Below are 14,253 nucleotides of genomic sequence, written 5' to 3' on the forward strand. Positions count from 1 at the left end.
TGGGCGAACTAAATGTATATTGTCGGAAGATTTTTCAGATTAATTTAATTTAATTGTCACGAGATATGGTATATATAAAAATTACGGTAATCCTAGCAATTAGCCGTAGTTAGAGTTGCAGAGGTGCAGAACTTGTGGGCATAGTAGTTGAAAATGTATCCAAGCAGTTCGGAAGTTTTAAAGCTGTTGATCAAGTCAGCTTAGAAATCAAAAGTGGGTCATTAGTCGCTTTATTGGGGCCTTCTGGTTCTGGAAAGTCTACCTTACTGCGTCTAATTGCTGGTTTAGAAATGCCGGATAGTGGCAAAATCTTACTGACAGGTAAAGATGCCACCCATCAAAGCGTACAAGAACGAAATATAGGCTTTGTATTTCAACACTATGCCCTGTTTAAGCATCTGACAGTCAGACAAAATATTGCATTTGGTTTAGAAATCCGCAAAGCACCCGCGAAAAAAATTAAGGGTCGGGTAGAACAGTTGCTAGAATTGGTGCAATTGAGTGGATTAGGCGATCGCTATCCCTCACAACTCTCTGGTGGACAAAGACAACGGGTAGCTTTAGCTAGAGCCTTAGCAGTAGAACCCAGCGTCTTACTATTAGATGAACCCTTTGGCGCGTTAGATGCCAAAGTCCGCAAAGACTTACGAGCTTGGTTACGTCGTTTACATGATGAAGTTCATGTGACTACCGTTTTCGTCACCCATGACCAAGAAGAAGCAATGGAAGTTTCCGATGAAGTGGTGGTGATGAATCAAGGACGGGTTGAGCAGGTGGGGACACCAGCAGAAATTTATGATAATCCTGCCACGGCTTTTGTGATGAGCTTCATCGGCCCGGTGAATGTCTTACCTAGCACCTCCAAGATTTTCCAAAGTGCTGGCTTTGATTCAGCACACCCAGAGGTATTTTTACGACCCCAGGATGTGCAGATAGAAAAACAAGCAAACGGTACTACTGCGCCGGCGACAGTCACCAGATTAATACATTTGGGTTGGGAGATTCAGGTAGAATTAACCTTAGATGATGGGCAAGTTGTGACTGCTCATTTAACCCGCGATCGCTTCAATGAGTTGCAGTTAGAAGCACAGCAAAAAGTATATGTAAAACCAAAGGATGCAAAATCCTTTCCCTTGTACTATTCCATCTAGGAGAGCTAGGTAGGGAATCGCAATACATTAAAACCACATTTTTGTCAATATCTGAGGATATATATTAGCTTTTGCTGGTTTGTAGTAGGGGCGGGTTAAGCGATATCCGCGTTAGTAATGAATGATATCTGTGAACCCGCCCCTACTTTAGTCCTGAGACAATAAGGACTAAAGTCCTTACTACGAACTGGTTCTTCCTTCCCTTGTATATTCTGAATTGGTTGATGAAGAAGCGGGTAGGGTAGTCAACAATAAAAATCCCTCAGCAGTGAACTGAGAGACTAAAACGTTTTTATTATTTTTCACACGAAAAATATCCCACTTCCATAGGATAGCTATACTTTTCAATTCGAGTGTGCCAAAATGCCTAATTGTTGATGGTTGACGGTTGACGGTTGACTGGGGAATGGGTAAAAGTTATCCTCCCTCCGCTCCTTCCTCATTTCCCAAGCATTCTTGAATTTTGAATTTTGAATTTTGAATTTTGAATTCGGAGCGCAGCGACGTGAATTGGCTACCTGCACCTACAGATTTAAGCTTATTACCAGATGAGGTTCATGTTTGGCGAATTCACCTGGATATAGCAGAATCACAATTAGAAGAATTTGCCGCAACTTTATCTAGTGATGAACTGACTCGCGCTAACAGATTTTATTTTCCAGAACACCGAAAGCGTTTTATTGCGGGTCGTGGTAGTCTTAGAAGTATATTAGGTGGCTACTTGGGGATTGAAGCGCAACAAGTCAAATTTGATTATCAACCCCGTGGTAAACCAGTATTAGCAGAGGGTTTACAGCACAGTGGGTTATTGTTTAACTTGTCGCACTCGCAAAATTTAGCTTTGTGTGCGGTGAATTATCATCGGCTGATTGGGGTAGACTTGGAATATTTGCGTGATATTTCTGATGTAGAAGCCCTTGCTAAAAGGTTTTTTTTACCACAAGAATATGATGTAGTGCGATCGCTTCCTGAAAACCAAAAACAAAAAACTTTCTCTCGCTACTGGACTTGTAAAGAAGCGTATTTAAAAGCAACTGGTGATGGCATATCTCAGTTAGAACAAATTGAAATAGCACTAACTCCCACAGAACCCGCTAGGTTAAAAACATTACCCGATTGGAGTCTTTTAGAGTTAGTGCCTGATCATAACTATGTTGCTGCTCTTGCCGTAGCGGGTTGTGGCTGGCAGTTAAAATGTTGGCAGTATTAACCATCTAAGCCGCATCCCCAAATCAGCCGACTATTATTAGTAATAGCGTCCAACAGCTGCATCCTTGAGATTGGCTCTATTTTCCGAGCGTCTGTGGTTGAAATTGACTATTCCTAACCAGCGATACAGAGAATCAACCGAAGTGGGAGAAAATTGTCCCATAGCCAACATAAATTTTGTCAAACCTTCCGTAATTGGATTTTGATTGACAATGATTTCGGCTTTGTTACCTTTAATAGCACGCATCACAGCGTTGGTGATACCTTTAGGTGTAGTCATACCTGCTAATTTAGGTGCAGGTAAACGAGGATCGACAGTCATGCCAGTGTTAGAGACATATCCCGGACAAACCACCGAAATATTGACATTACTACCAGCTAATTCTTGACGGACGGCATCAGTCCACATAATCAAACCTGCTTTACTGGCGGAATAAATGCTATTAAAAGCAATACCCTTTTTACCAGCCAGAGAAGCAATGTTAACAATGCGGCCACTACCTCGTTCCATCATGTTGGGGAGGAGTAAACGAGTTAATTCCATAGCAGCCAATAAGTTAGTGTTGAAGACAGATTGAATTTCCGCGAGAGAGTAATTGGCAAACGCACTATTAATTTCGATGCCAGCATTGTTGATTAAAACATCAACGGGGCCGACAGTTGCGTGAACCTGCTCAGTGAGAGCCGATAATTGCGCTACATTAGCGATATCGAAAGGAATAGCGACAGCTCTACCACCTGCTGCTGTAATTGCATGACAAGTTTGCTCTAATCCTGAACGGGAACGCGAAACACATACGATAGTTGCTTGCTCTTTAGCTAAAGCACGAGCAATGTATACACCTAGACCGCGTGAGGCACCGGTCAACAGCACTGTCTTATCTGTGAGAGTTCTCATTGTAACCTGCTAATACCTGTATTCTGAACGGCAGGATTCACGCATCATACAGTTGGTAAACTCTGTGTAGCCTAATTCAGACCCCAGACAGTTCAAACCATCAAACTACCCACCTATCCGCAACTCAATGCGATAAAGACAGCTACATTACACACTTGCTTACATAAATTAAGCAGTAGACTGCACTGGTTGAAACAAAATTAGGAAAAATGACTCATAAAAGCGTTAATCGCCTTCCGTTGCAGAACAGGCATGAAGTCAAGGATTTGTTCAGAGAGGTTCGACTTTACGTCAACTTCATTTATAGCATTGATTGTATGAAGCTAGTGTTAATAGTAAACCTAATTTAATGTATGGAGACTGGGGACTGGGGACTGGGAAAGAGAAATGTCAGGAACTATCACAAGAAAGACCCAGCTTCTCAAAGAAACTGGGTGAATTGGACGCATAAAGCCAAACCTTGTTAAACTCTCCGCGTACCTCCGCGCTTCCTCCGCGTACCTCTGCGTTTAAACTCTTCTAACCCAAACTCAAAAAACCACTTTGAATTAAGTAAGCTGTATAAGTCATAAATAACTTGGCATCAATTGGCGCACAAGTCACACCACTACCAGCAAGAGCCTTAACAGTGGCTTCACAACTAATGTGAGGTCTTTTAGCCTTGAGATACAAATCAGGAATAGTGAGTTGTTCATCAGACCAACGTTCAAGGAGGAAAGGCCGCAAAGTGTATAAAGGATTATCAGTAGAAGTGGCACTTTCAATTAACTTAGCTTGCCATTCTTCATAGGGTATAATGTTAACTTCATAACCAAAAGAGCGCACCCAATCAACTAAAACACTTAAAGCAACTGGTTGGGGATGTTGTAAGTTAAAAGCCTTACCTAGAGATGCTTGTTGCATCGAGAGATAAACGATCGCTTTGCTGACATAATCTACAGGAGACATATCCAACATATATTCTACTGCCGGGAAATAGCCCATTTGCAGACAACCCTTAACCATCAAATTGATAAAGTCGTGGGTGTTACCGATACCTGTTTGACTGTCACCGGAGATTAAAGGGGGTCTATGAATAGTAACAGGCAGACCGCGATCGCGTGCAATCTTCACTAACTTTTCTGCTACCCATTTAGTTTGGGAGTAACCCAAATAAATACCTTCCCAGTGGCTAAAATCATCATCCTCTTTTACCACTTTACCAGCATAAAAAGGAGATTCAAACACCGCCACACTAGAAACATAATGCAGAGGCTTAACTTTCACTTGACAAGCCAAACGCAAAACCTCTTGAGTTCCTAAAACATTAGCCGCTTTCAGTGCCGAATAAGGAAACACATAATTTAACAAAGCAGCACTGTGATAAATAGTGTCAACTTCTGCGGCTAAAGTTTGAAACTGAGTAGAACTTAGACCTAACAATGGTTCAGATAAATCACCAAGAACAGGAATAAGACGAGATTCATACTCATCCTGCCAAATAGCATAACCAGCTAAATTCTTTTGCAGCTTGCTTTTACCTTCTTCCAAGTTAGCAGCACGCACCAAACAATAGATATCAGCCTGAGTCTGTTGGAGTAATTCCCGAATAATAAAAGCACCTAAAAAACCAGTACCACCAGTTACAAATACCTTTTTCGGTTGAGTGATAGGTAAAGCAACAGGAATAGCACCACCAGGGTGAATAGTGGGATCAAGAACAGCCTCAGCCTGTAAATCCAAAATAGGGGTATCAATGTTGACACTAGAAGTATTTGTTGGACGTACAGCACCAGTATCTTTTACCTCTGCTTTCTCCTCTAATTCCTCAGCCAAACGCTGAGATAATGATTCAATTGTGGGATAATGCCACAATAACAAAGGCGATGGTTGAAAGCCTAACAATTTTTCTAGTTGACTCACCATAGTCATCGCTTGGGCAGAGTCCAAACCATAACTTTCTAAATTCACACTGGGGTCAATTTCATCAGCATCTACACTCAGTAATTCAGCTAGGTGAGACACCATCCAAGCTTGAATATCTGCCGCACTATAAGATTGTGTTAGATTCATTTTGAAAACTCCAAATATTTACCGAACTCACGGTTAAAACTCAACAGTCAGCAATTTCCTAACGAACTGGGCGATATTGCAGGTAATAATCAGGGATTTGCATTCCTTGAATTTTCAAACTTTGAACGCGATATAAAAACGCTGCGCCCGTCATAATGTGATTAGCAACATCAACAACATGACGATTATTTGCATCTGCTAAATAAGAACCCCGCACCCAGTCATTAAAACTTCCCATTGCTGGGCCGCACCAAATTTGATAATCAACTTCTCGACCTTTTTCAGCAGCAGTAGACCAACGAGAAGATAATCCTAAATACCACCGGAAAATTAAAGCCATTTTCAACTTAGGATTATTAACAGCCTTACCTAACTTTTCAGGATTTTTTTGTGATAAATAAGCAGCCGTTCCTTCCCAGACTTCAGCAATAGTTTTCCGAAAAACTTGTTTTTCTAACTTCTCCCTTTCCGCCGCCGGAATTTCTTCAATAGAGTTATAACTGCGATACAATTCATATAGTTTTTGCGCCCGCATGGGGAACATAGTACCCCGTTTTAGAACCTGTACTTTTACCCCCATTTCAAACATATCACCGGCGGGGGCCATAGTCACATCAGCCATTTCCGCTTGTGCTAATAATTTTTTGGTATGTTCACAAGCACCAGATTCAAGACAAGCTTGATTCACTGAACCAGTAACTACATAAGCAGCACCCATCATAAAAGCTGCTAAAGCTGATTCTGGGGTAGCAATTCCCCCAGCCGCACCGACTCTAATCGGTTGATACCCCGCCCTTAAGGGCGAGGTTTTATATTGAGCTTGAATTTCATCCCTCAAAGCAATGATAGAAGAAAGCAAACAAACCAAGGGACGATTATCAGTATGTCCCCCAGAATCAGCTTCTACAGTAATATCATCAGCGATTGGAACTTGAGCAGCAAGTTTAGCTTGCAACTCAGTAATTAAACCTTGTTGCAACAATTCTTGGAGAATTCTTGGTGGTGCTGGCTGCATAAATTTACTCGCTACTTCTCGGCGAGAAATTTTGGCAATTACTTTATTTTTGATTTCAATTTGATTCGCATCATTTAAACTTAGCCCCGCAACTCGATAATAAACAATGTTAGGTGTTAAATCTAAAAATGCGGAAGCTTCAACAATTCGCACACCATATTTTAAATATAAATCCACAGCCCGGCGTTCAACTGCCATATCATTAGGGCTGTGAATTAAATTAAAAGCGTAGGGATGATGAGGTAAAGCTTGTTGAATTTTTTGAATAGCTGCTTCTAGTCTCTCAGGAGTTAAACCACCTGCACCAAAAGAACTTAAAATCTTTTCTCTACCCAATGCAATGACCATTTCTTCGGAAGCAATACCGCCAGCCATTGCACCAGTCATATAGGCATATTTCACACCATAACATGAGAGAAAACTGGAGTCGCCTAGTTGTTGGCTGGTGATGGGTGCAATTGATGTTAATAGTTCTAATTGTCCGACTGTAGCACTATCAGCAGTAGTTAAAAAACCATCATTAGTTACGCCAACTTTTTCTGCTACTTTGACAAAGTAACAAGGTTTATCTACAGCCAGTAATTTATTTTTGATAGCTGTTTTTTCAAAAGCTACACAATCTAAATTACCTTTCCAAACTAGATTGTGATTGTTGGTGTGGTTGGGAAAGCCCAGACCATTATCAGATTTATTTATAAGCGTATCCACAGTCGTCACAGTCGTTTCCTCGCACGATATGCAATAAATTATTAATGTTCGTAGTAAGGACTTCAGTCCTTCTTTTCTAAGGACTAAAGTCCTTACTACAAACTTGAATTACTTCGCCTCTTCATTCAATAAATCTGCGGCGCAAACCATTTGTAATTGAATGATTTCGCTCAGTTGTTTACTAAAATCTTGTCTGGCTTTTAAGAAGTCTGTGTGATTTTTAGTTATGCGTGCGTTGTTTGCGTTCAGTTTTTGATACTGAACTTTGTTTAGTTCCAACATATTGATGATGGTGGCAAATTCGTCGTCGGTTTCAGGTGAATTTAAAACTCTCTGAGGCGTTGCAGAGTCAGAAGTATTTGACTCAGAAAATTCTACTGGTTCTTCTATTTTAAAATTGTGTTCCATGATATCTTTCATGGAATCTTTTTCTGAGTCAACTGTGGGAGTAGGAATTTCTACAGTCGGGTTTTCACTATTAGTAACATCCTGAGATAAGTTCAGGGAATTTATACTCAGGTAATCACCAAATACTGGTTGTTTTGGCTGTCGTTTTTCTGCTATCTCTTGGAAGAGTTTACGGTTTTCTTCCGTTAAAATTTTGCTAGTAATTGAGTCACCACCAACTGTGACAGTCCGCAGCATGGCTTTATTTTGCTTGCTGGTTGTAACTGGGCTGTAAAGTGGTGATAAGTCTAAATTCACCCGATGACTAACGAGTTTACCTAACGCTTTGACAATGGAACTGTGATCATCCATCCCGCGACGGTTCAGGGATACTGTGATGTGTTCTTTGTCTTCGAGGATTTTGTCTATCCAGCGAGAACAAACACTACCAGCACCAGCTTCTATAAAGATTTTTGTTCCGTCGTCGTAGATGCGGTTAACTAATTTGGGAAAGTCTAATTCTTGAGATAACCCTGTGGCGATGCTATGAGCAATTATCTCACTTTCTAATTTGATGGTTTGATACTCAGCCGCCGAATAAAATACAATTCCGGGTATTTCCTGACTTGGTAGTGTATTTAATTTGACTAGCTCATCAAACTCCGATCGCATGGCTTGACAATGAATCACATGATCGAAGGGAGCAGGGAAAGCATTACAACCAATGGTTTTAATTACCCTTTGACAAGCTGCTGGTTCACCTGCAATTAATACTTCTTCGGGGGTATTAATCTGTGTCAAATAAACATGGGGTTCGTTTCTAATGGCATCCCGTACTTGTACAGGACTCGCCATTAACACATAATTACCCCATAAATTATCCTCTGAAGTTGTGGTAGATTTTGGTAATCCCCAATACTCACGCACAGCATTTTTTGGGCCTGATAAGCGATCGCCAAATAATGCTGATGAGTTGAAAGAACTACTACCTTCATAAAAATTGCTCCACACCCCCTGAGCAACCATCATACTGGTTTCACCCAAGCTATAGCCAAACACATATTTCGGTTTGACTTGAAAATCATCCCGAATCACGGTGGTTAGCAGTCTGGTGCAGAACATTTCCGCCTCAAACATGGCTAGAGAATCATCTAACAATTCCCTCTCTAGCTTTTCTAGTTGTCTGGTAGTTAACTTGCTCAAACTACGCGGAAATACCCGACGTTCCACATCAGCAGCCCGTTTGTAGATACTCTTGACGAAGGGGTTGTCATGCAGTTTGGGGAAGAGGCGGAACAGATTACGACCAATACCTATATAAGAATTTACCGCCGCCGGATACACATAAGCCACCTCGCCTTTTTTACCCAAGGGGTTGGCTGTAAAGTAACTACCTGTGGGTGTTTGCCAATCTGTTCCTTTATCAAAGGCTGCATTAATACCTTTCCGGGCTGATTCTAGTTCTCGAAGAAGTTCTTTTTTATTGCGTCCGGTAATTGATACAGCGTACTGTGCGGTGGTTTGTTGCTGATATCTATTAAACGCTTGGCTAGCAGTCTCAGATAGAGAATCACTCTCTTCAATACTCTTTTGTAGACTATCCAAAGCCGTCATCAAACTAGAACGGTCATCAGCCGCTATGGGGAACAGATAGAAAGGCGTTTGCTGTAAATATCTATTCGGACGTTCTGGTTGATTGACTTCTTCCGACAAAATTACATGGGCGTAACTCCCATCAGAACCCATACCATTAACGGCGGCGATACGTCGCGGGGCGTTCTTGCTGAGAAACCAAGGACGGGATTCTGTCGCCACATAGAAAGGACTACCTTCAAAAGCTTCCGGTGTTTTGACACCAGACCAGTTAGGGGTGGCTGGGATGTATCTGTAATACAGACATAAAGCCGTTTTAATTAAGCTAGCGATTCCAGAGGCGACACAGGTATGACCGATATTAGCTTTGACGCTGCCAATAGCACAGTGTAAACCATTACCTACAGGCGGATAGGCTTGGACTAAACCAGCAATTTCCGCTTCGTCTTCTTGGGGAATTCCACTACCGCAAACCTCGACATAGTTAACTTGGTCGGGTTGAATACCTGCGGTTTGTAGGGCTTGCTGACAAGCTTGGTTAATGCTTGCGCCGTCTAGATTTGAGTAGGTTTGACCGATACTAACGGCATCAATTACGGCATAAATGCGATCGCCATTTTCGAGTGCTTGGTCATGACGCTTGAGAACTACAACCCCCGCACCTTCTCCCGGTGTCCAACCGTTGGCTTTTTGGTCATAGCTCAAGGTGTTAACACCAGTATTAATGTTAGCTGATTGACCGCGTAATAATACGTTCTCAACACCGCCAGCTAAATCGACCGCACCGACAACTACAGCATCAACTTCTTCAGTCAACAGTAGCATTTGTGCCACTTCCAACGCCTTGAATGTGGAAGTTTCTACAGCCGTGAGAGTGAAAGAAGGCCCGGTAAAATTCCACAGCGAAGAAATGCGACTCGCCATAATGTTGCCGATGTAGCTTAAATACTCACCAATCTCGACTTGATGGTGAACGCTATCTTTAACAATGGTTTCTAGTTGGGCAATTTTTTCTGATGGTAGCGTAATTTCTGCCGCATTCAGACCGTCTTTGACTTGCCAAGACGAATCCCAGCGTTGTTGTAGTTGATGGACAGATAACTCGGTTTCTGTGGCGATAATGACAGCTACATTGCCACCTTCTGGAATTTTCGCATCTTTGAGGGCGCGATCGGCTACTGTCAGTAGTAGCAGTTGTTGAGGGTTGAGTTTTTCGACTTCGTTGGGAGGAATCTTATAAGTGAGGGTATCAACATCAAACTCTTTGATATATGCGCCTACGGGGGCTTTACCTTCTACTAAGCCGTACTTTTGTAGTAGTTCTTTTTGTGTTTCGATACCGTACCATCTCTTAGGCGGTAGGGGGATGAAGTGCTGTTTACCGTCGTAGATACTACGTTCAAATGCGTCTAAGGTGTTGCATTCACCGAAGAAGGCATCCATGCCTACAATAGCGATTTTTTGTTCTGACATCTCTTTAGTATTGTCAATGTTGAATTTATTAGACTTCTTGCATCAATACTTTGGTGTTGCTGCGTAATTCTTTTAAAAGTTCGCGCATACCGCTAAAGCGGAACCCGCAGGGTAGGCGCAAAGACGCAAAGGTAAGAGCGCAAATTTTTGCAAGAGGTCTAGTGAAGTTGTAGGTTGGGTTGACGTAAGGAAACCCAACACCCTCAACTATGTTGGGTTTCACTTTGTTCAACCCAACCTACAGTGCTTCAGAAAGGGCTGAAGCCCTTACTACAAACTTTTTTATTTCTCTAGAATCAGATGGGAGTTTGTACCACCGAAGCCAAAGGCACTTAAGGCTATGTGTTTGGTTGGGTTGGTTTGCGGCCAAGGTGTGGGAGTTCGGACGATGTTGTTGGAGGGAATGACTTTGTTTTCTGATTTGATCGGGTTGTTGATGTTGATGGTGGGTGGAATTACACCTTGATTTAGGCTATAAATTGCTTTCGTTAAACTTACCATCCCAGCAGCTACTAATAAGTGACCGACGTTAGCTTTGGCTGAACCAACTAAAGGTTTTGCTTGATGTTGTCCAAAAAAGGATTCTATGGAGGTGAGTTCGGTGGTGTCTCCGAGTAATGTGCCGGTAGCGTGACACTCCATATAATCAATAGCTTTGGGGTTAAGTCGAGCTTCTTGATAGGCTCTCTCAAAGGCTAGGATTTGTCCTTTGGTATTGGGGCTGACTAAATGCTTACCTTTGCCATCGTTAGAAAGTCCATTACCGCAAACCGTTGCTAGGATTTTATCTCTATCTCTGACAGCATCACTGTAGCGTTTTAACATTACCATGCCGATACCTTCAGAGGTAATTAAGCCTCGTGAAGCTTGATCTAGAGGTGCGCTAATGCCGTTTTCTGGATAGGCTTGAATACCGGAGAATAGCATCCTTAAGAATAGAGGATCTGAGGAACTGATAGCTCCGGCTAGCATGACATCAGCTTTGCCTGACTGTAAGTAATGGGATGCTAATTTGATGGCATAGAAGGAGGAAGAACAAGCTGCATCTATACAAAAATGAGTAGCTGAAAGAGAGAAAGCTTTAGCAATTAATGCAGCCGGTAAACCGGAAATCATCGCGTTTTGCGTAGCGGCTTTAGTAGTTGTAGGGATAGCCGCTAGATGGAAATCTTGATTTTGTAAAAGTTCTGCGATCGCTGGCTCGATGGTTTGCCGATAAATTGGTGCAATTAGTTGATTAGAAAGTTTTGTGGGTAAGGAAAGTGTTCCTAAAATTACGCCACATTTAGATAGGACTTGTTTATTTCCCCAATAACCACTATTTTGTATTGCTTGTTTGGCTGCGTATAGTGACCATTTGAAGGTGTTATCTAAGCTTTCCACAAATTCCGATGGCAGATTGTATTCACTGGCATCAAATTTAAAATTGCGGATAAATCCACCTTTGAGGAAGTAAAATTTTTCCGGCTTGCCTTTTACTGGTTCGTAAAATATTGTGGGGTCTAAGCCCATTTCTTCGACTCTAATTGATGATGTCGAATCTTTCTGCTCAGTGAGATTCTGCCAAAATTGATCGGGATTGTTAGCATCAGGAAAGAGGCATGATAATCCGATGATGGCGATTTTTTCCACTGTTTATTCCTCGTTTGGGTATTAAGCGATAAGAGCAGTTTCAGGTAAGGTTTTCGCTTCCTGAATTTGACAGTATTTAAACTGTTTTCTAAACTCGCAAGGATTTACGCTATTCCCGAACTTGAGATTAATAAATGGTTTACTATTGCCATCCTAGTTCATTTAGGATGTTTTGAGGGGTTTTAAGTTAAGATTTGTCTCACGCAGAGGCGCAGAGGAGGACACTTGCGTGGGCGGCTTTGCCGACTTGAGCAAAGTGTCCGTCGCGCAGAGGGAGGGGATGAGGGGGAATTTATTCTTAATACCCAGTCCCCAATCACCAGTCGCTCCTACTTCGGTTTGTGTAGGTTCATGGGTGCAATTATGGCTTTTGCTCCCAGGATGCGGGAGTATAGTTTTCCTTCGGTGTCGTGAAGCATGAAGTTGGCGGTTAAGCCGGTTGCGGTTTTGCTGATGATTTCACAAGAAACGTAGAAGGGGGCGTTACATGGAATGGGTCTAAATTGTTCTGAATTTGTTAGTTGTCCGGGTAAGCATACTTCTTGGTGATAGTGGCTTAACCATACCCATAAGGGTTGGGTACTTAAGTCTGTGGCGTAAGGGTTATACCATCTGATGGGAAATTGTCCTTGGGTTTCTGGTGAGATTTCTGACCAGAAACATTCAACAGTAATTTTCTCTGGGCTGATGTTGATAACTCTGGTAATTTGTTGGAATGCTGCACCATGAAAGAGGGAGCAATCTCCATTTTGATAGAAGTCTTTACCAGTTGTGGTGATGATATTATCTTCTGTCAAATTTACAGATTCATATATCGGTGCTTCTGGTGTTTGCCGCACAGTTGTAATGTTAGCGCGGAAATGATAATGGGTTTTTCCTTCGGGGGTTTTACTCAAAATTGTGGTCTGAAATTCGATTGATTCAGCACCATTTTTAGCGAGTTCTTGAATTTCGAGAATGTATTCTTTTGATGTTTGATTGAAGGTAATCCCCTTTAAAACTTTGAAGTCTTTACATCTTAAATAGCGATAACCTGGATAGCATTCTTCACAAGCATGAATCATCCAAGACATGGCACAGGTGGCTGGTAGTACGGGAGTCCCAGCAATGACATGATCCATTAAAAAGGGATTTGCATCTACACTTAGGCGGCGACGGATGCGATAGCTGCGGAGTTGGGGGTCTAGTGTGCCGGCTGGGGGGATAATGGGGCTACCAATGACTACTTGTGTAGAGTCACGATGGCTGGGATGGAGTTCATTGACTAGCATTTGTGTTCCGACATCCACAGGAATGATATCAATTCCTCTTTCTGCGAAAGCTTTTTTGAGTTCTGGTGTCACCATACCGCTATCCCAACCGCCCCAGTTGATAGCGACAACGTGACAGTTAGGGTTGTATTGCTTAATCAAGTGGGCTGACTTATTGAGAATTTCATTAGCGATCGCATAATCGGATTGTCCAATATTCCCATAAAATCCCGCCACGGAAGAAAACAACACTAAATGTTCTAATTCTTTAGCATCCACACAAGACAGCAGATTTTCCAAACCTTGCACCTTAGCAGTGTAAACCTTCTCAAAATCTTGGTCTGTCTTCTTCTCAATCAACTTATCAGCTAAGTTACCCGCACCGTGAATAATCCCTGTAATTTTCCCCACTCGTGCCGACACAGCCGCTAATTTTTGCTGTAACTCCGCCACATTAGTGACATCAACACTGATATATTCAGCCTTTGCGCCAGCCTTTTGAATTTCCGCCAGAGTTTGTTTAATCTCCCGACTAGAAACAATTTTGTTATAAACTTTCTGTACACTCATCGGTGTAGGCTTCTCCCCTTGGGAGATAAGATGCTGCATAATCCGTTTTTTTAACACAGCCTCTTCAAAACAATCCTGAGCGAAATCAGGCTCATTTTCCATCACCTGCGAACGCCCCAGCAGAATAAACTGACAAGGCTGGTGCTGCGCTAATCGAGTCACACATTGCGCCGTAATTCCCTTAGCACCACCACTAACAACAAAAACCGAAGAAGAACGAACCTGAGTCAGTGTAGTCATCTTATTAAAAATCTTAGCTTTGAATAAATAGGGATTAGGGACTAGGGACTGGGGACTGGGGACTAGGTAAATTCT

At 42.1% G+C, this 14,253-nt stretch carries 9 protein-coding genes; 2 read left to right on the forward strand and 7 right to left on the reverse strand.

Annotated elements, in window-relative coordinates:
• Window positions 1-134 precede the first annotated feature (134 nt).
• The gene (locus AACS98_RS13915) at window positions 135-1,151 is read left to right on the forward strand and encodes a sulfate/molybdate ABC transporter ATP-binding protein (RefSeq protein WP_066380739.1); all 1,017 of its coding nucleotides are present in this window, start codon (window positions 135-137) and stop codon (window positions 1,149-1,151) included.
• Window positions 1,152-1,656: 505 nt separating this feature from the next.
• Window positions 1,657-2,361 (forward strand): 4'-phosphopantetheinyl transferase HetI, encoded by a 705-nt coding sequence (gene hetI / locus AACS98_RS13920; protein WP_066380740.1) that lies wholly within the window; start codon window positions 1,657-1,659, stop codon window positions 2,359-2,361.
• Window positions 2,362-2,397: 36 nt separating this feature from the next.
• Here hetI and AACS98_RS13925 read toward each other — a convergent pair whose 3' ends face one another.
• The 7 genes from AACS98_RS13925 to AACS98_RS13955 all read right to left on the reverse strand — a co-directional run bounded on the left by AACS98_RS13925 (window position 2,398) and on the right by AACS98_RS13955 (window position 14,178).
• Complete coding sequence (locus AACS98_RS13925) at window positions 2,398-3,258, reverse strand: SDR family NAD(P)-dependent oxidoreductase (RefSeq protein ID WP_066380742.1); 861 nt, start codon at window positions 3,256-3,258, stop codon at window positions 2,398-2,400.
• Window positions 3,259-3,777: 519 nt separating this feature from the next.
• Entirely contained in the window at window positions 3,778-5,310 is a 1,533-nt protein-coding gene (locus AACS98_RS13930) for a thioester reductase domain-containing protein (protein ID WP_066380744.1), read from the reverse strand.
• Between the two features lie 58 nt (window positions 5,311-5,368).
• Complete coding sequence (locus tag AACS98_RS13935) at window positions 5,369-7,042, reverse strand: PfaD family polyunsaturated fatty acid/polyketide biosynthesis protein (RefSeq protein ID WP_066380746.1); 1,674 nt, start codon at window positions 7,040-7,042, stop codon at window positions 5,369-5,371.
• Between the two features lie 99 nt (window positions 7,043-7,141).
• Window positions 7,142-10,486 (reverse strand): PfaB family protein, encoded by a 3,345-nt coding sequence (locus AACS98_RS13940; RefSeq protein WP_066380748.1) that lies wholly within the window; start codon window positions 10,484-10,486, stop codon window positions 7,142-7,144.
• Between the two features lie 28 nt (window positions 10,487-10,514).
• Window positions 10,515-10,709 (reverse strand): hypothetical protein, encoded by a 195-nt coding sequence (locus AACS98_RS13945; protein ID WP_157087519.1) that lies wholly within the window; start codon window positions 10,707-10,709, stop codon window positions 10,515-10,517.
• A gap of 59 nt (window positions 10,710-10,768) precedes the next feature.
• Window positions 10,769-12,118: a beta-ketoacyl [acyl carrier protein] synthase domain-containing protein gene (locus AACS98_RS13950; protein WP_066380750.1), complete on the reverse strand. Its 1,350-nt coding sequence runs from the start codon at window positions 12,116-12,118 to the stop codon at window positions 10,769-10,771.
• Window positions 12,119-12,447: 329 nt separating this feature from the next.
• On the reverse strand, window positions 12,448-14,178 hold the full coding sequence (locus AACS98_RS13955; protein WP_066380752.1) for an SDR family NAD(P)-dependent oxidoreductase: 1,731 nt from the start codon (window positions 14,176-14,178) through the stop codon (window positions 12,448-12,450).
• Window positions 14,179-14,253: the final 75 nt, after the last annotated feature.

Origin of the sequence: Anabaena sp. CA = ATCC 33047, from assembly GCF_963870205.1 — a bacterium.
Taxonomy (GTDB): Bacteria; Cyanobacteriota; Cyanobacteriia; order Cyanobacteriales; family Nostocaceae; genus Trichormus.